Source organism: Agreia bicolorata, from assembly GCF_000938265.1.
Lineage (GTDB): Bacteria > Actinomycetota > Actinomycetes > Actinomycetales > Microbacteriaceae > Agreia > Agreia bicolorata.
In genome coordinates this window covers 390,879-409,186 of record NZ_JYFC01000001.1, presented here as the reverse complement: position 1 = coordinate 409,186, position 18,308 = coordinate 390,879, and the positions used below count along the sequence as shown (strand labels likewise).

Sequence of the window (18,308 nt, the reverse complement as noted above, 5' to 3'; positions counted from 1 at the left end):
GTCAGCGCTCGACGCGGGCGAGACGCATGCGCACCAGAACGACCGCCACACCAATAACAACCAGAACGACGGCTGCGGCGACGAGCATAGGAACGAATGCAACTCCGGTGTCGGCCAGTGTTGTGCTGACCGGAGTGATCTCCGTGAATCGTGCGAACAATGCTCTCACCTCGCCTTTATGTGTGTAACAAATGTGTAACTTAGTCAACCCTAGCAGTTGACTCTCAGCAATTCACCACGTTTATGTGCGAGTCGCTAAAACGACGCACAATAGAGATCATGATCGACATCACTGATTCTGGTCGAGAGTACGAGCTCAGTATCGATGGAGAAGTAGTCGGGCGCTGTTTTTATCGTGATGCCGGCCGGCGTCGGGTGTTCATTCATACCGAGGTCGACGCGGGGCACGCGGGCCAGGGCCTGGCGACCAAACTCATCGAGTACGCCCTCCGCGACTGCCGTGCCCAGGGGATGCGCATCGTGGCTCGCTGCCCGATGGTGTCGGCCTACCTCGGCAAGCACAACGACTTCGCCGACCTGGTCGACACTCCCGCGGGAGTGGACGCGCCCGGGGATTCGAACGGCGATTCACCCGATCGGCGCTGAAGCCCGTTCGCCTCAGATTCGCGCTTCCGGCCACTCCGAGCCCGGAGCATCCGGTGCCAGAACATCGGGTGCGGGCGTCTTTCGAGACCGGGTGAGCATTCGTGGCTTGCGTCGATCCTTGCCCGTCACCTCTTTCTGCCGAGAAGCTTTCTTCTCTCGCAGAACCACCACTTTCGGCTCGAGGCTTGCGGGGAAGAACGGCGGGGGAGGCCCGAACGCGTAGCGAGCGCTGTGCACGACCTTGCGCCCCAGAATGTGATTGCCCGTTCCACCGATCACGGCGCCGACGCCAAAGGGCACGAGGCGACCCACGGCTCCTGCTCCCGTGCGCGCGGCGAGGTGCTTGAGAAATGTCGTCTTCAGCCGGTCGGCGATCGGTCCAACAGCGAATTGGGGGAGGCTGCGTGTCACCAACGTGCCCCAGTACTGGTTTCGCGGTGCTCCGGTTCCCGTCACCTGGCCGGCCAGCTGCCTCACGAGGTCGGCGCCCGCGGTGCCCATCATCATCGACATCACGAGCGTGCGCGCACGGTCGGGGTCGTCGACGGCGATGCCGTGCACCTCTGTGATGGACTGGGCGAACAGAGCGCTCGCCTCGAGGAATCCCGCCGTCTCGACGCTGGTGAGAGCGAGCGAGACACCGACGCCGATGCCCGGAATCACCGCGCTTGCTCCAACTGCGGCGCCGCCTGCTGTGACGGCGGCAAGATAGCGCGTCTCGAGGATCTTGATGATCTGCTCGGTCGACGCGTTCGGGTGCATCTTGCGGATCGATCGGATGTGCGCGATCACCACCGGGCGGTGCACACTCAGAAGGCCGTCGATGCCCTTCGTGAACTGGGGGTGCAGGTCGGGGTCGTAGACCGTGGGCCCGGGCTGGGCCTGGCCAATCTGTTTCTGCTTTTTCGCCACTGAGAGTCCTTCGTTCGGTCGGTGGGGTGAACATCCTACGTTTCGAATCCGAGAGGCGTAGCGTCGACACATGGATAACCGACCCACACATGCCCAGATTCCCGCCCCAGGCCAAGAGTCGGTGTGGGACTACCCGCGCCCCCCTCGCGTCGAGAAATCGGCCGAACGCATCCAGATCACCCTCGGCGGTGTCGTGATCGCCGACACAACCGACGCGCGCCGGGTTCTCGAGACCAGCCATCCGCCGGTCTACTACCTGCCTCGCACCGATTTTGCCGACGGGGTGGTCAGCCCCGCGTCGGGCAGCTCGTTCTGCGAGTTCAAGGGATCGGCGAAATACGTCACGCTTCGGGGCGGCAACGGCATCGTCGCGCAGGGGGCGGGCTGGTTCTATCCCACACCGACGCCGGGGTTCGAGGAGCTTCGAGACAGGATCGCCGTGTATCCGTCGGCCATGGATGCCTGCACCGTCGATGGCGAAACGGTTACGCCCCAGGAGGGTGACTTCTACGGCGGCTGGATCACGTCGAGGGTGGTCGGGCCGTTCAAGGGCGCGCCGGGAACGCTCGGCTGGTAACGCCGAGCCCTATTCGGCCGTGACGAAGTCGATGAGCTGCTCGACGCGGCCGAGCAGCTGCGGCTCGAGGTCGGTGTAGGTCGACACCCGTGACAGGATGCGCTGCCACGCGTGCGCGATGTCGGCCTGCTCGGCGTGCGGCCATCCGAATGCCTCGCAGATGCCGTGCTTCCACTCGATGGAGCGAGGAATGACCGGCCACTCGGTGAGGCCGAGCCGGGAGGGCTTGACTGACTGCCATACGTCGACGTAGGGGTGGCCCACGACGATGACGTTCGCGCCGTGAGGGCCGCGCGCCACCTTCTCGGCGATGCGGCTCTCCTTCGAGTTCGGAACCAGGTGGTCGACCAGCACTCCGACGCGTCGCCCTGGGCCGGGCCGGAACTCGGCGAGAATCTCTTCGAGGTTGTCGACCCCCTCGAGGTATTCGACCACCACGCCCTCGGCGCGCAGATCGGATCCCCATACCTTCTCGACGAGTTCTGCATCGTGGCGGCCCTCGACGAAGATGCGGCTAGCGCGCGCGACGCGGGCTCGTTCCTGTGGCGCGGCGATCGAACCGGATGCCGTGCGCCCGAGTCCGGTCTGCTTGGTTCGGGGAGCACGCACGGCGACGGGGGTTCCTTCGAGCAGGAAGCCCGGTCCGAGGGGGAACATCCGGCGGCGGCCCTTGCGATCCTCCAGCTCGACCATCCGCCCTTCGACCCGCACGACCGAGCCGCAGAAGTCACTGGCGACGTCTTCGAGAACGAGATCTGTCACGGCCTCTACGACCGGGAGATCGATCTTGGCGGGGCGCCTGGAGAAGTCGGCCAATACGTCGGAGCCATAGCGATCGTCGGTGTTCATCTGCTCGACGCTAGCAACTCATGACGAGGGCACCCGAGAGGCTCGCTGGGCGGCCCTTATGCGTCGTCAGAGCCACCGGGGCGCGTCGGCTCCGAGCCGGGCCGGGCATAGAATCCCGAACGGAATGGTTGCACACGCGCAACCTCCATTCGAAAGGCACCACCCGGCCTATGGCCCCCTCGACGAACTCACCCGAACCCTCCGACAACCAGAACGAACGAGACCGCCGCCAGCGCGCGCGGCTCGCCCGCACCCCGAGTGAACGGGCGATCGTCTTCACGCTGGCGCTCACTGGCCTGACAGCCGCGGTGATGCAGACCCTGGTCACCCCCATCACCCCCGAGCTGCCGACTCTGCTCGGCACGTCGAGCTCCAACGCCACCTGGGTGCTCACGGCCACACTGCTGGCAGCGGCTATCACGACCCCGATCTCCGGTCGACTGGGAGACATGTTCGGCAAGCGTCGCATCACGCTGCTGCTTCTCGCCATCACGATCGTCGGCTCGGTCGTCTGCGCGCTCGCGCAAGACGTGACGGTGCTCATCGCCGGTCGGGCGCTTCAGGGTGTAGGACTCGGTGTGATCGCACTCGGCATCAGCATTCTGCGAGACGTGCTGCACCCCAAGCGGCTCGGCGCCGCCGTCGCACTGGTCAGCTCTACCCTCGGAATCGGAGGAGCGCTCGGTCTGCCGGTGGCCGCCTTCGTCGCCGACACGTTCGACTGGCACGTGTTGTTCTGGATGGCCACCGCGCTGTCTGCTCTCGCCTTCGTGCTCGTGCTCTGGATCATCCCCGTCTCCACCCTCCGCACCGGCGGCTCGTTCGATTTCATCGGCGCGATCGGTTTCGGAATCGGGCTCGTGGCAATTCTGCTCGCGGTCTCGAAGGGCAACGAGTGGGGCTGGGCAACGCCGGGTACTATCGGCCTGTTTGTCGGGGGAGCCACCGTGCTCGTCGTGTGGGGCGTCTACGAGCTCCGCGCATCCAACCCGCTGATCGATCTGCGAGTTGCCGCGCGACGGCCGGTGCTTCTGACGAACTTGGCGTCGATCACCGTCGGGTTCGCCTACTTCGCCAGCGTGGCTGTGCTGCCTCAGCTGCTGGAGGCCCCCACCGACACGGGCGTCGGTCTCGGCCAGACGCTGTTCATCGCCAGCCTCTGCCTGATGCCCAGCGGAATCGTGATGTTCTTTCTCTCCCCGATCGCAGCGCGTCTGTCGGCGAGCAGGGGGCCGCGAACGTCTCTTGTGCTGGGATCGTCGATCATCGCGGTGGGCTACGTCGTTGCCGTCGGCCTGATGACGGAGGTCTGGCACGCCGTGCTCGTTGCGACCGCGGTGGGATTCGGCGTCGGCTTCGCATACGCCGCCATGCCGACGCTCATCATGCACGCGGTGCCCGCGTCGGAGACGGCGGCGGCGAACGGATTCAACTCCGTGATGCGCACGCTGGGGTCGACGATCGCTGCCGCGGTCATCGGAGTGATTCTCTCGTCGCACGTCGATATCGTGGGTGAGCGCGCCATTCCCACGGCCGCGGCGTTCCAGTGGTCGTTCGGACTCGCCGCTGCCGTCGCCCTCGTCGGCGCTGTGCTCGCGCTCTTCCTGCCCCGTCGCGAGACGGTTTATCAGACGGCGAGCATTCCCGTGGTCTCACCGGGCAAGGCCTGATCATTCGCTGCGCGCGGCGTTTGCCAACCAGTCGTTGAGGGCAGCCGTCAACTCTCCGTCGACCGGCAGCGGACGACCGTCGAGCGTGTGCACGGCGACCGCCTGTCGCACGCTCGACACCAGCCAGACGGCGTCGGCGTCGGCGAGATCGTCGGCCCGGATCGGTGCGAACCGTGCCGTGAACCCTCTCGACTCGAAGAACCCGAATGCCGTGGACTGGGTCGTGCCCGCGAGGATTCCGCTGTCGGCGGAGGGGCTCTCCACAATGTCACCGCGTCTCACGAGCAAGCTCGACGTGGGCCCCTCGAGGGCGAGGCCGTCGGTCGACGTGAAGATCACGTCGTCGGCGCCGCGTCGGGATGCCTCGCGCAGCGCAGCCGAGTTCGTCGCGTACGACAGATGCTTGGCTCCCAGTAGCAGCCAGGGGGCGCCCTCGGCCGCGTCGCTGGCGTAGCCGCGGTCGAGGGTGACGGCCGAGACGCCTGTGCGACGGATATCGGTGAAGTCGCGAGCGGGCCTGGCCAGCAGCCAGGCGGTGGGCGTGCCGTCGCCACCCTCGACGCCTCGAGTCAGAGCGAGCGTGACGGCCAGGCGCTCGACCGGATCGTGGGCATCGATCGAGCGGAGCAGCGCCTCGGTCCAGAGGGCGCGATCGATAAGGGGTAGGTCGAGCGCCCTCGCCGATGCCTCGAGACGATCGAAGCGGGCGTCGAGCGGAGGCATCCGGCCATCGATGACGCTGACGCTCTCGAAGATTCCGTCTCCCCGGGTCGCGCCCCAGTCGGTCACGGCCAGCTGCGGCTCCCGGGGATCGACCCGTCTGATGCCCGACGGTTCGAGGAGAAGAACAACGGGCGAGCCGGTCACGACATATCCCTGCCGACGATGTGCAGCTCGACATCACGCAGCTCGCCGGAGTCTGTGACCGCGGTGAGATAGGTGCAGTGCGGGGCCACGACGTCGTCGAGGGTCGCCTCGTCGACCCAGTCGCCCGCGTGCGGCATGAGGTCGGCGTCGTCGATCGCCTGCCACACGGCGCGGGGGAGAGCCTTCGCCCGTCTGGGCACGTGCGTGTCGGCGATCATGACGATGGGAGTGATCATCCGTTCAGTCTGACAGTGCGGGTGGGATTGAATAAGGGGGTGACTCATCCCCATCGCGACCTCATCGCGGCCCTTCGTTCCGATCTGACCGCCGCGGGGTTTACCGTCTCCGCCCTGTCCGGGCTCTGGGGCCCCGATGCCGACGCCGCACTGCACCGCAATCAGCGCGTACCCGCTCTTCGTGCGCTCGCCCGCCTGCGCAGCACCCTTGGACGCTCGACCGCGACGGCAACGCTCGCCGAACTGTTCGTCCTCGGGCTACCGGTCGCGCCCGCCCAGCTCGCCGAGGCGCTGCCGAGCCTCGGTCTCCAGGGCGCGGCCGAACTCCGTCTGATCTCGTCCGTCGACGAGCACGACGAGAGCGTGCGGCCCGTTGCCGACCTGCGCCCCTACAGCTTCATCGATCAGCTCGGCGTAGGCAGCTGGTGGATCGTGTCCGACCTGGGCGAGCTCTCGCTCGGACATGCGGTCGGCGAGGATCACGTGCTCGGCGTCGGAGGCGCATCCCTCACGCTGAGCGGACTCATGATCCAGCGGCCCGTCGACACTGCTCTCGACCTGGGCACCGGATGCGGCATCCAGGCGATGCACGCCGCCCGACACGCGCGCCGCGTCGTCGCGACCGACATCTCCGCCCGCGCCCTCGACATCGCCGCGCTGAACGCGGAGCTGAACGGGTTCGAGAACATCGAGTTCCGACTCGGCAGCCTCTTCGAGCCCGTCGCCGACGAGACGTTCGACCAGATCGTCTCGAACCCGCCCTTCGTGATCACGCCCCGGGCCGAGGGAGTGCCGAGCTACGAGTACCGCGACGGCGGCATGGTCGGCGACGCCCTCGTGCGGCACGTCGTGCGCCACGCGGGGGAGTATCTCGCACCCGGTGGAATAGCCCAGTTCCTCGGCAACTGGGAGTACACGCACGTGGAGGCCGGACTCGACCGGGTGCGGGTGTGGCTCGACGAGACGACCGATCCGATCGTCGACGCCTGGGTCATCGAGCGCGACGTGCAGCACATCGACGAATACGCGGAGACGTGGATCAGAGATGGAGGCACTACGCCCGCGTCGCCCCAGTTCGATCGGCTCTACGGGGCATGGCTCAACGATTTCGAGCACCGCGGGGTCGAACGGGTCGGCTTCGGCTACGTCCTGCTGAGGCGACCGGATGCGGCGGCGCCGGCGACGCCGTCGCCGCTTCGCCGTCTCGAGCAGGTGCACGGACCGCTCGGAGGCTCAGGCTCCGGCCTCGGTGAGCATCTGAACGACTGCCTCGCCGGCCACGACTGGCAGGCGAGCCGAAGCGATGCCGAACTCGCCTCATCGACGCTCGTCGTCGCATCCGATGTGACCGTGGAACGGCATTACTGGCCGGGTGATGACGATCCCACGGCCATGATCTTGAGACAGGGCGGAGGGTTCGGTCGTCAGAACCCCGTCGACACGGGGCTTGCGGCACTCGTTGGGGCCTGCGACGGAGAACTCACGGTCGGAGCGATCTGCGCGGCTCTCGCCCAGCTGCTCTCGGTCGATGAACGGGCTCTCGAGGCTGAGCTGCTGCCGCACGTGCGCTCACTCATCGACGACGCGATGCTGCTTCCTACTGCCGCGAGCTGACGCTCGCCGATGCCTCCCAGGGATGGCGGGACTCGACCCTGGCGGAGGCGATCACGCCGAAGAGCAGGAGCACCAGCACAGACGCCGCCACAACGACGAGGGGCGCCGACCATCCGCCGGTCACCTCGTGCACGGCGCCGACGATCGAAGGCCCCGTCGCCGCAAGCAGATAGCCGCCGCCCTGCACCAAGGCGGACATGCCCCGTGCCTGGTCGTTGCTCGCCGACATGCGCACGATGATGATGAAGACGATTGTGATGCCGCCGCCCTGTGCGGCTCCGCCGAGGACCGACCACAGGGGCCAGAGTTGGGGCGCGAGCAGCAGCCCCACCGGCATCGCCAACCAGAGAACGCCGACGAGTGCGACCACAGAGCCGGGACGCCACCGGTTGGCGAGTACAGGCACCCCCAATGCGCCCACGACAGCGAGAATCTGGAACACCGATGAGCTGGCCCCCGCGGACTTGGCATCGAGACCCTGCACCTCGTGCAGAATCGTCGGCAGCCACGTGGTGATGCCGTAATAGGAGAAGGCCTGACCGCCAAAAGCGAGCATCAGCAGCCATGCGGTGAGACTCCTGTACGAGGCGGAGTGAAGCGGCGCGGCCTCGGAGCTGTTTGGCGCAACCTCGCGGTCGCCGAGGATCGATCGGCGCCAGCCAGCGGCCTGACCCCAGACGAGTATGGCCGCTACGACGAGCACCGCCCACGCGGTGATCGCAGCGCGCCAACCGAGCCAATCGGCCAAGGGCGCGGTGCCGAGCGAGGTGAGCATGGCGCCCACATTGAGTGCGGCCGTGTAGACACCGGTCACGATACCGACCCTCGGGGCGGGGAAATCGCGTCGCACCAGGACAGGAACAACGACGTTGCCGACCGTGATGGCGATGCCGATCACCAGAGTTCCGATCACGGCGACGGCGAATCCTCCCTGAGCCCGGATCAGTGTGCCGATGAGGATTCCGGTCAACGAGATGAGAACGGCGCGCTCAGGACCAGCGCGGGCGATCAGAGCCGCTGCCAGGGGAGTGGCGAGGGCGAAGCAAAGAACGGGGAGGCTTGTGAGCAGTCCGGCGGTCGCTGCCGACAGACCGAGCTCGTCGCGGATCTGACCGATCACCGGAGCTATCGCGACGATGGGGCCGCGCAGATTGAGGGCGAAGAGGATGACCGCCACAAGCAAGAACCATGGCATCGCGCGAGCAAGGGATCCGTTGTCGCGCGTTCTCATCACTCCCTATTTTAAGGGGTTCGGCTTGGGAGCTGCCGCGACCGGGTAGTCGGCTGCGTACCGAGCGAGGACGTCGGCCACCGGCGCATCCAGAACCAGCGAACCCTTGTCGAGGTAGAGCCCGCGGGTGCAGAAACGCCTGAGGTCTTTCTCATTGTGCGAGACGAAGAACAGAGTGCGTCCGCCGGCGAGAAGTTCTTCGATGCGCCGATAGCACTTCTCGCGGAATGCCTTGTCGCCGACAGCGAGCACCTCATCGACGAGAATGATCGGCTCCTCGAGTTGAGAGATCACAGAGAAGGCGATACGTACCTTCATTCCGCTGGAGAGATGCTTGTAGGGAGTGTCGAGAAAGTCACCGATCTCGGCGAAGTCGATGATGCGGGCGAACCGCTCGTCGATCTGAGCCTTGGTCATGCCGTGCAGACCCGCGGTGAGATAGACGTTGTCGCGAACCGAGAGATCGTCGACGAACCCGCCGGTGATCTCGATGAGCGGGGCCACCCCTTCGCTCACTCGCACTGTTCCCTCGTCAGGAAGAACGACCTCGGCGACGAGTTTGAGGAGTGTGGATTTGCCCTGGCCGTTGCGACCGATCACGCCGATGGCCTCGCCCTGTTGCACGGTGAAGCTCACGTTGCGCAGCGCCCAGAACTCGTCAGGCCGCGAACGACGCAGCCTGCCGGCGAAAAGATCTTTGAAATTGCGGCGCGATCGACGGTTTCGTTTGAACCGGATGCCTGCGTCGGTGACGGTGATGACGGGCGACTCGTGCATCAGATCTCTTTCAATACGGCGCGTTCGGTGCGCCGGAATACGAGAATTCCCACGAGCAGCACGAGAAAGGACATCGCCGCGCTCACAACGACGAGGTACCAGTCGAGCTGCTCGGGAAAAAAGGCCGAACGGTAGAGCGAGAAGATGCCGCTGAGTGGATTGAAGGCAGCGAGGAGATGCAATTGAGCGGGCAGGTCAGTGGTGCTGTAGATGATGGGCGACGCATAGAACAGAGCGCGCAGAGCGAGTTTGACGGCTCGCTCGAGGTCACGGAAGAACACGACGAGCGGCGCGACGATCAGACCGACACCGACAGTGAGTATTGCCTGAATGAGGATGGCGACAGGAAAGAGGAGGACCTCGATGTGCACAGTCGCACCGGCGAAGATGGCGAACACGGCCAGCACCGGCAGGCTGGCGAGAAACTCGATGCCCTTCGAGAGCACAAGTCTGTTGACCCAGATGGTTCGTGGGATCTTGGTCGAGCGGATGAGCTTCGCCTCGCGAAGGAACGCACGCGTCGAGTCTGCGGTTGTGCCGTTGAACCACATCCAGGGCAGAAGCGCGGCGAGGAGGAAGACGATATAGGGGTCTTCGCCCACGGACTTCTGGAAGACCTGCGTGAAGACGAACCAGTAGATCAGCGCCATGACGAGCGGATCGAGGATCGACCAGACATAGCCCAATGCCGACGTGGAGTACCGAACGCGCAGGTCTCGTCTCGTCAGGAGCCAGAGCGCGTTGCGATATCGCGCGAACGGGGTGCGCTGATTCGGCCGCACCTCGCTGAGCGTCGTCGTCACGTGCCGGTTCTCATTTCTGTCGAAGAACAACGCTCCACTCTATCCCGCACACGAAAATGCCCCCTCACGCCGACCGGTGATCGGAATGAGGGGGCACTGGATCGAGATGTCACACGAAGAGGTTGGCTCGCTCCAGGTCTTCGGCGAAGTCGACCTCGACAGCGTAGAGATCGGAGATGTCGACCGGCTCGACCAGAAGCCGGTTCTGCTCGATGGCGAGTTCGATGCCTCGCTCGAAGTAGTCCTGGTCGCCGACAGCCTTGAGCTGCCGAAGCAGCGTGGCCTTGTCTGCGGCAGAGATGTAGTTGATGCCGACAGCCTCGCCCAAGCCACCCTTGACCGTCTTCGACAGTTCTTTGATGTAGCCCTCGGCGCTGGTCGTGTACTTGACCTCTTCGTCGGACACCTTCGACGTGTTGACTGTGACGAACGACTGGTCGCGGGCGATCATCGCGGCGGCACGGTCGAGCACAGCCGGGTCGAATACGACGTCGCCATTCATCCACAGAACTCCGCCAGGGCCCGATGCCTGAAGCGCTCGCATAAGACTCTTCGAGGTGTTGGTCTGGTCGTATTGTTCGTTGTAGACGAACGAGGCCTGGGGGAAGGCTTCGATGATGTGCTCGAGTTTGTAGCCGACGACGATCGTGACCTTGGCGTTGTTGCCGAATGCGTGGTGGATGTTGTCGAACTGCTGGCCCATGATCGTGCGGCCATCGTTGAGTTCTGTGAGCGGCTTGGGAAGGGTGCGGCCGAGTCGGCTGCCCATTCCTGCAGCGAGGATGACTACCTGGGTGGTCACGATGGATCTCCTTGATGGTGCGAAAGTAGCTGAGGACAATTCTGCGCATCTGCATCGGAGACGAGAATTCAGAAACCGTTAACCCATATGAGAGGCGCTGGACACTCCGTTATGCCGCACCTCACTGTATCGTGTCCCCCGTTTAGGGTCACGTGGCTCTGACTCATCGTTTCGTGTTCGTAATACAACCGGCAGGTGTTTCTCGGAAAGTGAATCGCGGGCGAGAGCACATCAGTGTGTGTCGTTGATGAATGCGAGTGTCGGCCCCGGCTGATACCTTAAGTTCGGTGAGCTCAGAGTCAGACATTTCCGCGACCGGGGGCGAAGGCAGCGAAAAGTTGAATGAGGAGTCGAATTCCTCTGCAGCAGAATCCGCGACCGGGGCCGAAGGCGCACAGTCTCAGCCCACAAAACAAGGCACGACAGCACGAAAACCGCGAGCCGCCAGAACGTCGAAAGCTCGTTCGGCGAGCGCAGAGCAGTCCTCCACGACGGTGAGACCGTCACGCACGGCGAAGCCGCGCACCCAAGTCCGACCGGTGAAGCCTGCCGAACCAGGCGCCGACTCGATCGGCGCAACCAGCGAAGAGGACGACGTGACACCCCAGTCCCCGACCGACATGGCCGACAACGCGGTTGCCGATGACGCCGTGACCGATGGCGCTGCTGCGCAGGCGGCAGGCGCAGAGAACGACGAGGCCATCGACGCCGCTGCGGTCGATGGCAGCAAGGAGAACGGTCCAAGCGCCGACAGCGAGCATGTGGAGGCGCCTTCGGCCAAAGCCACCACTAAACCTCGCCCGGCCTCGCCTCGATCTCCGCGGGCTCGCACGACCAGCACTCCTCGAGCCTCGGCCGGCGCGGACCGCGTGCCCGCTGCGCCCCGCGCACCACGCAAACCCGCAGCGCCTCGTGCGAAGGCCGCGCCGTCGGCATCCGATGCGCCTATCGTTCTCGACCCGTCGGCTGAGCCGATCAGCAAGCCGGCGAGGAAGCCGGCACCGAAGCCCGTCAGGCTGACAGCTGCACAGAAGAAGGCAGCGGCACTGGCGGAGGCCGAGGCGGCTGAGCGCGCGGCGTTCCGTGCGCAGCAGCCCGTTGTTCTCTCCATCAGCCGACTGGTCAAGAAGTTCGGCAGCACCACCGCTGTCGACGGTATCGATTTGGAGGTTCGGCAGGGCGCGTTCTATGGAATCGTCGGGCCGAACGGCGCGGGCAAGACCACGACCCTCTCCATGGTCACGGGTCTTCTTCGACCCGACTCGGGCACGATCACGATCAACGACCTCGATGTGTGGGCGAATCCCGCGCAGGCCAAGAAGATCATCGGAGTGCTTCCCGACCGACTTCGCCTGTTCGACAGGCTCACCGGCCGACAGATGCTCTACTACGCGGGCACGCTCCGCGGCCTCGACAACAAGTCCGTGCGTGAGCGCAGCGATGACCTCGCTGCCGCCTTCGGACTTGAGGATGCCCTCGGGCGCCTTGTCGCCGACTACTCGGCGGGCATGACGAAGAAGATCGCTCTCGCCGCGGCGATGATTCATTCGCCGCGAATCCTTGTGCTCGACGAACCTTTCGAGTCCGTCGACCCGGTGTCGGCGGCCAATGTGATCGAGATTCTGCAGAAGTATGTCGAGACCGGCGGAACCGTCGTTCTGTCCAGCCACAGCATGGACATGATTCAGCGTGTGTGCGACGGCGTGGCAATCATCGTGCAGGGGCAGGTTCTGGCGCAGGGCACGGTCGATGAGGTCAGGCGCGGTGGCACATTGGAAGACCGCTTCGTGGAGCTCGCTGGCGGGCGCAAGGCAGCGGAAGGCATGGAATGGTTGCTGAATTCCTCAAACTGAAGCTGAGGCTTCTCGGCAACACGTTCAACCGCACCCCAAAGCAAAATGTCGGGGTCGTCGTGAGCGTCCTTGCTTCTCTTGCGCTTACGGTCGCCTGCACGTGGGTGCTGTCGTCGCTCGTTCCTGGCTCCGATGAGGCACGCACCACAATCGTTCTCGGTGGCTCGATCGTGGTTCTGGCATTCATTGTCGGACCGCTGGTTTCGACGGTGCCCGACCCTCTCGACCCACGCAGATTCGCTTTGTTCGGCATTCCTGCGTCGACATTGGCGCGCGGCCTTGCGGTGGCGGGCCTCGTTAGTCTGCCCGTGATTCTGACCCTTGTCTTGGCTGCGTTCACGGTTCGTGTCTGGTCGCAGAACGCGGCGACGATCCTCCTGGCCTTGCTCGCAGCCGTCATCGTCGTCGCGACGGTTGTTCTCGCATCTCGTGTCACCTCTCTCCTTGCTGCCATTGGCCTCGCCACTCGCCGGTCTCGCGAAACGGCGACGCTTCTCACCATTGTTCTCATCGTGTTGGCATCGCCGGCCGTTGTGCTCTGGGTCAGCGTCAACTGGGGCCGAGACGGATCCGGCCTTGCCGGCGCTGCGGCCGACGCTCTGAGCTGGAGTCCTCTCGGCGCTGCATGGGCTCTGCCTGCCGATGCCGCGAGGGAGGTGCCCGCTGGCGAGATCACGCTCAAACTCCTTATCGCACTTGCCTTCCTCGCTCTGCTTTGGCTTTCGTGGAGGGCGCTGGTCGCCCGGGTGCTCGTCACCGCGCAGCGCAATGCGCCTGAGCGGGAGCACGCAAATCTCGGATGGTTCGCTCGAACACCCACCACCCGCGCGGGTGCTGTCGCCGCTCGAAGCTTCACATACTGGGCGCGCGATGCCCGTTACCCGGTTCCCGTCATCGGCGTCTTTGGATTCCTGGTCGTCGTGTTCCTGGCTTTTGTCATCGCGGGTATCCCGCTCACCTACCTCGTTCTGCTCACAGTGCCGGCACTGTGCGTGACCTTGGCGTTCTCGGTGCACAACGATGTTGCTCTCGACAACTCGGCCGTCTGGCTGCATGTCTCCGCGAGCCGGGTCGGATTTGCCGATCGGCTGGGGCGCACAGCTCCCGTGCTTGCGATGGGTATTCCGCTCATTGCTGTCGGATCGGTCGCGGCGGCGTTCTTCGCCGACAGCTTCGCGACGTTGCCCGCGATCCTGGGCGTCAGCACTGTCTTGCTGCTCGCAGGTCTCGGCGTCGGAAACTTTCTGTCGTCTCTGTTCCCCTACCCGGCCGTTCGTCCGGGCGACGGGCCCTTCTCTCAGCCTCAGGTCGGCGGCGGCACCGGCTTCGTCGTGCAGATTGGCTTCGTTCTTCTCACAGCGCTGTTCGCGGCGCCGTCTGTCACCTATGCCATCTTCGGGCTCCTCGGCGACGAGTCGGCGTTCTGGCCGTCGCTCTGGTGGGGCGCGGGCGCCGGTGTGGTCGTGTTCGTCGCCGGCACCGTCGTCGGCGGCGCCATCTTCGACCGTCGCGGTCCAGACATCCTGGCCGCAGCGCTGCGCAACTGATCGTGCGCCCGGTGGGTGCGCGCATCCCACACTGTCTGGAGGGTCACGGTTGCGCTCCGTGAAATTAGACTGGGCTCATGAGTCACGTTCCTCACTTCAGTCCAACAGCCAGCATCGCCGAGCCCGGCGGGCCCCGCGAGGGCGGCGGCACATCGACTCTCGACCGTGAGCTCGAAGAGCTGCTCGAGCAAGAAGCCATCGAACCGGGCGATCACGAGCGCTTCTCGCACTACGTCAAGAAAGAGCAGATTCTTGAGTCGGCGATGACCGGCAAGCCCGTCAAGGCTCTCTGCGGCAAGAAGTGGCTGCCGGGCCGCGACCCCGAGAAGTTTCCCGTGTGCCCCGACTGCAAGCGCATCTACGAGGGACTGAAGCCGGAGTAGCCGCCCACCTCGGTCAGACGTACAGCGTCGGGATCACCGGCTCGCCGCGGCCCAGACGGAACGCCTGGTCTGGGAGCTCGGCGATCGCGTCTGCCCTGTGCGCGCGTGCGCGCTCGACACCCTCGGGGCCGGTGAAGCTCTGATCCACGACGCCGTTGTCGACCAGAGTGACGAGCAGCTCGCGATCGGATGCCTCGGGCCGTGTGGCCTCTCCGACGTGGATCGTCTCCGCCGTCGAGCGCCCGGACGAGTTGATTCGGCGGACCGGGTTCTTGCGGCCCCCGACCGTGGCCTTTTCTGCGGACTTCTTGGCCACGGAGACCCATTCGCCCGCGGCGTCGGTGTGCGCGACGAGCTTGTAGACCATGCCGGCCGCGGGGGAGCCCGACCCGGTCACGACCGAGGTGCCGACCCCGTAGGAGTCGACCGGCGAGGCCGACAATGCTGCGATCGTGTACTCGTCGAGGTCGTTCGTGACGGTGATCTTGGTGTTGTGGTTGCCGAGGGAATCGAGCTGCTCACGAACGGCTTTCACGAGCGAGGGGAGGTCTCCGGAGTCGAGGCGGACCGCCCCGAGTTGATCTCCGGCGACCTTGACGGCGAGCTCGACGCCGCGGTGCACGTCGAACGTGTCGACGAGGAGGGTGGTCGATGGACCGAGCGCGTCGACCTGCGCCTGGAAGGCGGCCTCCTCGCTGTCGTGCAGGAGAGTGAACGCGTGGGCAGCGGTGCCCATCGTCGGGATGCCCCAGCTGCGCCCGGCCTCAAGGTTCGACGTAGCGCCGAAGCCGGCGATGTATGCGGCGCGCGCGGCGGCGACGGCCGATCTCTCTCCCGTGCGTCGCGATCCCATCTCGGCCAGGGGACGGCCTGCCGCGGCCGACACCATGCGCGACGCAGCACTCGCGACGGAGGAGTCGTAGTTCAGCACGCTCAGAATCAGGGTCTCGAGGATCACTCCCTCGGCGAATGTGGAATCGACAACGAGGATGGGGGAGTTCGGGAAGTAGACCTCGCCCTCGCGGTATCCCGAGATGGTGCCCCGAAAACGGTAGTCGGCGAGCCAATCGAGTGCCGCGGTGCGCACCACGCCCTGCTCTGCGAGCCAGGTGAGTTCGGCATCGCCGAAACGGAAGGCCTCGATGAGCTCGAGGAGGCGCCCTGTTCCCGCCACGATGCCGTAGCGCCGCCCCTGGGGCAATCGGCGGGCGAAGGCCTCGAAGACGCATTCGCGCTCATGAGTGCCGGCTTGAATCGCCGCATCGAGCATCGTGAGTTCGTAACGGTCGGTGAGAAGCGAGGATGCGGCGGTCACCGGGCAAGCATATCCGCGGGTCGTGCGCGCAGTAGTCTTGATGGGTGAGTGATGCGCCGATCGGAGTCTTCGATTCCGGTGTCGGCGGATTATCTGTGGCCCGGTCCATCCGCGACCAGCTGCCCCGGGAATCCATCACATACATAGGCGACACCGCTCGATCTCCTTACGGGCCGCGCCCGCTCGCTGAAGTCAGGGAGTTCGCCCTCGAGGCTCTCGACACCTTGGTTGCGCAGGGCGTGAAGATGCTTGTCATCGCCTGCAACACCGCCTCCGCGGCCATGCTGCGTGATGCTCGCGAGAGGTACTCCGTTCCCGTCGTCGAAGTGATCCAGCCTGCGGTTCGCGCCGCGGTATCGTCGACCAGAAATCTCAAGGTGGGCGTGATCGGCACCGAGGGAACGATTCGCTCCAGGGCGTACAACGATGCGTTCGCCGCGGCTCCACATCTCGAACTCTTCACTCAGGCGTGCCCTCGTTTCGTTGAATTCGTCGAAGCGGGTGATACGACGAGCCGTGAACTCTTTTCCGTGGCGGAGGACTATCTTGCCCCGCTTCGCGAGCACGACATCGACACGCTCGTGCTCGGTTGCACGCACTACCCCTTTCTGAAGGGCGCCATCTCCTACGTGATGGGAGACGGCGTGCGTCTCGTCTCGAGTGACACCGAGACGGCGAACGATGTGTTCCGTGAGCTCGTGAGCCGCGGAATCGAACGCACGTCGTCGGCACCGCCCGTGCACCGGTACGAGGCAACGGGCGCGAGCGCCGACGAGTTCATGCGCCTTGCAGATCTGATGCTCGGACGACAGGTCGAAGCGGTCGAATTCGTCGAGACCGGCGTCATTACAATTCCCCCCATCCACTGATTCACTCCTGGAGACACCATGTCGAACGATTTCCGCAAAGACGGACGCACCGCCAATCAGCTGCGCCCCATCACCATCGAGCGTGGATGGAGCGACCAGGCCGAGGGCTCGGCACTGATCTCGTTCGGCAAGACGCGCGTGCTCTGCACCGCGTCGTTCACCAACGGCGTTCCCCGGTGGAAGCAGGGCAAGGGCCAGGGATGGGTCACGGCCGAATACTCCATGCTGCCTCGCTCGACGAACGACCGCATGGACCGTGAAGCGGTCAAGGGCAAGATCGGTGGTCGCACGCACGAGATCTCCCGCCTGATCGGCCGAAGCCTTCGTGCTGTCGTTGACATGAAGGCTCTCGGCGAGAACACGATCGTGATCGACTGCGACGTATTGCAGGCAGACGGCGGCACGCGCACGGCGGCCATCACCGGCGCGTATGTCGCACTGGTCGATGCGATCGAATGGGCCCGCACCAAGAAGTTCATCGGGCAGAAGTCGCAGCCACTCATCGACAGCCTGTCGGCCGTGTCGGTGGGCATCATCGACGGTGTTCCCATGCTTGATCTCGCATACGTCGAGGACGTGCGCGCGGAAACCGACATGAACGTGGTCGTCACAGGCCGCGGGCTCTTCGTCGAGGTGCAAGGCACGGCCGAGGGCGCCCCCTTCGATCGCGCGGAGCTCGATGCCCTGCTCGATCTCGCGCTGGCGGGCACGGCCGAGTTAGCCGAGATTCAGGCGACGGCTCTCGGGTCGGGCGAATGAGCATCCGGGTCGTTCTGGCGACGCACAACGCGCACAAGGTCGAGGAATTCCAGAAGATTCTGGCCGCCGAGATCCCTGAGCTCGAGATCGTGGCCTACGACGGACCCGAACCGATCGAAGACGGCGTCTCGTTCGCCGACAACGCTCTGATCAAGGCTCGTGCCGCTGCGGCGCACACCGGGCTCCCCGCCCTCGCCGATGACTCGGGCATATGCGTCGACGTTCTCGGTGGTGCGCCCGGTATTTTCTCCGCGCGATGGGCGGGACACGGCCGAGGGGCGACCGCGAATCTCGAGCTCCTGCTCGATCAGCTGGCAGACATCAAAGACCCGCACCGCACCGGTTGGTATGCCTGCACGATCGCCGTCGTTGTGCCCGGGCAGCAGGGCCAGGCCGCCAGTGATCATTTCGCCGTGGGCGAATGGCCGGGGCGAATCGTGGATGCGCCGCGCGGCGAGAACGGATTCGGTTACGATCCGATCTTCGTTCCCGACGGCGGAGATGCCTCTGCGGCCGAACTCACGCCGGAGCAGAAGAACGCTGACAGCCACCGCAGTCGGGCGTTCCGCGAGCTCGTTCCCGTGTTGAGAATGAGCGTCATTCCTAACTAGCGCAGTCGTTAGGCGTAGTCCCGGAGC

General features: G+C 65.1%; 20 protein-coding genes. 10 read left to right on the top strand and 10 right to left on the bottom strand.

Annotated elements, in window-relative coordinates; genetic code table 11:
* Position 1: 1 nt before the first annotated feature.
* Positions 2 to 169 (bottom strand): hypothetical protein, encoded by a 168-nt coding sequence (locus TZ00_RS19880; RefSeq protein ID WP_161793715.1) that lies wholly within the window; start codon positions 167 to 169, stop codon positions 2 to 4.
* 110 nt (positions 170 to 279) lie between these two features.
* On the opposite strand from TZ00_RS19880, the gene TZ00_RS01930 reads away from it, so the two are divergent.
* Positions 280 to 606 (top strand): GNAT family N-acetyltransferase, encoded by a 327-nt coding sequence (locus TZ00_RS01930; RefSeq protein ID WP_044438839.1) that lies wholly within the window; start codon positions 280 to 282, stop codon positions 604 to 606.
* 12 nt (positions 607 to 618) lie between these two features.
* On the opposite strand, the gene TZ00_RS01925 is transcribed toward TZ00_RS01930, so the two are convergent.
* Positions 619 to 1,518, bottom strand: a complete 900-nt coding sequence (locus tag TZ00_RS01925; protein ID WP_238579538.1) for a hypothetical protein — start codon at positions 1,516 to 1,518, stop codon at positions 619 to 621.
* A 70-nt stretch (positions 1,519 to 1,588) separates the two neighbouring features.
* On the opposite strand from TZ00_RS01925, the gene TZ00_RS01920 reads away from it, so the two are divergent.
* A complete protein-coding gene (locus tag TZ00_RS01920; protein WP_044438837.1) occupies positions 1,589 to 2,095 on the top strand; it encodes a DUF427 domain-containing protein in 507 nt (168 codons plus the stop codon).
* A 9-nt stretch (positions 2,096 to 2,104) separates the two neighbouring features.
* On the opposite strand, the gene TZ00_RS01915 is transcribed toward TZ00_RS01920, so the two are convergent.
* Positions 2,105 to 2,944, bottom strand: coding sequence for a DUF3097 domain-containing protein (locus tag TZ00_RS01915; RefSeq protein ID WP_044438836.1), 840 nt, complete (start codon positions 2,942 to 2,944; stop codon positions 2,105 to 2,107).
* A 170-nt stretch (positions 2,945 to 3,114) separates the two neighbouring features.
* Here TZ00_RS01915 and TZ00_RS01910 point away from each other — a divergent pair, with 170 nt between their 5' ends.
* On the top strand, positions 3,115 to 4,614 hold the full coding sequence (locus TZ00_RS01910; RefSeq protein WP_084605844.1) for an MFS transporter: 1,500 nt from the start codon (positions 3,115 to 3,117) through the stop codon (positions 4,612 to 4,614).
* Here TZ00_RS01910 and TZ00_RS01905 read toward each other — a convergent pair whose 3' ends face one another.
* Together TZ00_RS01905 and TZ00_RS20520 are read right to left on the bottom strand one after the other, a co-directional pair.
* A complete protein-coding gene (locus TZ00_RS01905) occupies positions 4,615 to 5,481 on the bottom strand; it encodes an aminotransferase class IV (protein ID WP_044438834.1) in 867 nt (288 codons plus the stop codon).
* Positions 5,478 to 5,717, bottom strand: coding sequence for a metallophosphoesterase family protein (locus TZ00_RS20520; protein WP_044438832.1), 240 nt, complete (start codon positions 5,715 to 5,717; stop codon positions 5,478 to 5,480). Before TZ00_RS20520 ends, TZ00_RS01905 begins: the two co-directional genes overlap by 4 nt.
* Before the next feature lie 39 nt (positions 5,718 to 5,756).
* Between TZ00_RS20520 and TZ00_RS01895 the strand changes: the two genes are divergently transcribed.
* Positions 5,757 to 7,331, top strand: a complete 1,575-nt coding sequence (locus TZ00_RS01895) for a DUF7059 domain-containing protein (RefSeq protein WP_044438830.1) — start codon at positions 5,757 to 5,759, stop codon at positions 7,329 to 7,331.
* On the opposite strand, the gene TZ00_RS01890 is transcribed toward TZ00_RS01895, so the two are convergent.
* From TZ00_RS01890 to TZ00_RS01875, 4 genes are all read right to left on the bottom strand, one after another.
* Complete coding sequence (locus TZ00_RS01890) at positions 7,315 to 8,562, bottom strand: MFS transporter (RefSeq protein WP_052521196.1); 1,248 nt, start codon at positions 8,560 to 8,562, stop codon at positions 7,315 to 7,317. The two genes, TZ00_RS01895 and TZ00_RS01890, sit on opposite strands and share 17 nt — an antisense overlap.
* A gap of 6 nt (positions 8,563 to 8,568) precedes the next feature.
* Positions 8,569 to 9,339, bottom strand: a complete 771-nt coding sequence (locus TZ00_RS01885; protein WP_044438828.1) for an ABC transporter ATP-binding protein — start codon at positions 9,337 to 9,339, stop codon at positions 8,569 to 8,571.
* Positions 9,339 to 10,142 carry an ABC transporter permease gene (locus TZ00_RS01880; RefSeq protein WP_238579537.1) on the bottom strand — a complete coding sequence of 268 codons (804 nt, stop codon included), beginning with the start codon at positions 10,140 to 10,142 and terminating at the stop codon, positions 9,339 to 9,341. The genes TZ00_RS01885 and TZ00_RS01880 overlap by 1 nt, the downstream gene beginning before the upstream one ends.
* A 109-nt stretch (positions 10,143 to 10,251) precedes the next feature.
* Positions 10,252 to 10,944: a phosphocholine cytidylyltransferase family protein gene (locus TZ00_RS01875; protein ID WP_044438827.1), complete on the bottom strand. Its 693-nt coding sequence runs from the start codon at positions 10,942 to 10,944 to the stop codon at positions 10,252 to 10,254.
* Between the two features lie 596 nt (positions 10,945 to 11,540).
* On the opposite strand from TZ00_RS01875, the gene TZ00_RS01870 reads away from it, so the two are divergent.
* The 3 genes from TZ00_RS01870 to TZ00_RS01860 all read left to right on the top strand — a co-directional run bounded on the left by TZ00_RS01870 (position 11,541) and on the right by TZ00_RS01860 (position 14,727).
* Positions 11,541 to 12,797 (top strand): ABC transporter ATP-binding protein, encoded by a 1,257-nt coding sequence (locus TZ00_RS01870; RefSeq protein ID WP_338010780.1) that lies wholly within the window; start codon positions 11,541 to 11,543, stop codon positions 12,795 to 12,797.
* A complete protein-coding gene (locus TZ00_RS01865; RefSeq protein ID WP_044438825.1) occupies positions 12,773 to 14,344 on the top strand; it encodes a hypothetical protein in 1,572 nt (523 codons plus the stop codon). The genes TZ00_RS01870 and TZ00_RS01865 overlap by 25 nt, the downstream gene beginning before the upstream one ends.
* A gap of 77 nt (positions 14,345 to 14,421) precedes the next feature.
* Positions 14,422 to 14,727 carry a DUF3039 domain-containing protein gene (locus tag TZ00_RS01860; protein ID WP_044438823.1) on the top strand — a complete coding sequence of 102 codons (306 nt, stop codon included), beginning with the start codon at positions 14,422 to 14,424 and terminating at the stop codon, positions 14,725 to 14,727.
* 13 nt (positions 14,728 to 14,740) lie between these two features.
* On the opposite strand, the gene TZ00_RS01855 is transcribed toward TZ00_RS01860, so the two are convergent.
* Positions 14,741 to 16,042, bottom strand: coding sequence for a nicotinate phosphoribosyltransferase (locus tag TZ00_RS01855; protein ID WP_078713591.1), 1,302 nt, complete (start codon positions 16,040 to 16,042; stop codon positions 14,741 to 14,743).
* Between the two features lie 44 nt (positions 16,043 to 16,086).
* On the opposite strand from TZ00_RS01855, the gene murI reads away from it, so the two are divergent.
* The 3 genes from murI to rdgB are packed head-to-tail and all read left to right on the top strand — an operon-like array spanning position 16,087 to position 18,281.
* A complete protein-coding gene (gene murI / locus TZ00_RS01850) occupies positions 16,087 to 16,911 on the top strand; it encodes a glutamate racemase (protein ID WP_044438822.1) in 825 nt (274 codons plus the stop codon).
* An 18-nt stretch (positions 16,912 to 16,929) separates the two neighbouring features.
* Positions 16,930 to 17,670, top strand: a complete 741-nt coding sequence (rph, locus tag TZ00_RS01845; protein ID WP_044438820.1) for a ribonuclease PH — start codon at positions 16,930 to 16,932, stop codon at positions 17,668 to 17,670.
* Entirely contained in the window at positions 17,667 to 18,281 is a 615-nt protein-coding gene (rdgB, locus tag TZ00_RS01840; protein ID WP_044438819.1) for an RdgB/HAM1 family non-canonical purine NTP pyrophosphatase, read from the top strand. The genes rph and rdgB overlap by 4 nt, the downstream gene beginning before the upstream one ends.
* Positions 18,282 to 18,308: the final 27 nt, after the last annotated feature.

Bases quoted from the DNA above. Each gene is read 5' to 3' on its own strand.
- TZ00_RS20520 (WP_044438832.1), bottom strand. From the start codon at position 5,717: ATGATCACTCCCATCGTCATGATCGCCGACACGCACGTGCCCAGACGG.
- TZ00_RS01865 (WP_044438825.1), top strand. From the start codon at position 12,773: ATGGTTGCTGAATTCCTCAAACTGAAGCTGAGGCTTCTCGGCAACACG.
- rph (WP_044438820.1), top strand. From the start codon at position 16,930: ATGTCGAACGATTTCCGCAAAGACGGACGCACCGCCAATCAGCTGCGC.
- TZ00_RS01930 (WP_044438839.1), top strand. From the start codon at position 280: ATGATCGACATCACTGATTCTGGTCGAGAGTACGAGCTCAGTATCGAT.
- rdgB (WP_044438819.1), top strand. From the start codon at position 17,667: ATGAGCATCCGGGTCGTTCTGGCGACGCACAACGCGCACAAGGTCGAG.
- TZ00_RS01910 (WP_084605844.1), top strand. From the start codon at position 3,115: ATGGCCCCCTCGACGAACTCACCCGAACCCTCCGACAACCAGAACGAA.
- TZ00_RS01885 (WP_044438828.1), bottom strand. From the start codon at position 9,339: ATGCACGAGTCGCCCGTCATCACCGTCACCGACGCAGGCATCCGGTTC.
- TZ00_RS01920 (WP_044438837.1), top strand. From the start codon at position 1,589: ATGGATAACCGACCCACACATGCCCAGATTCCCGCCCCAGGCCAAGAG.
- TZ00_RS01890 (WP_052521196.1), bottom strand. From the start codon at position 8,562: ATGAGAACGCGCGACAACGGATCCCTTGCTCGCGCGATGCCATGGTTC.
- TZ00_RS01860 (WP_044438823.1), top strand. From the start codon at position 14,422: ATGAGTCACGTTCCTCACTTCAGTCCAACAGCCAGCATCGCCGAGCCC.
- TZ00_RS01915 (WP_044438836.1), bottom strand. From the start codon at position 2,944: ATGAACACCGACGATCGCTATGGCTCCGACGTATTGGCCGACTTCTCC.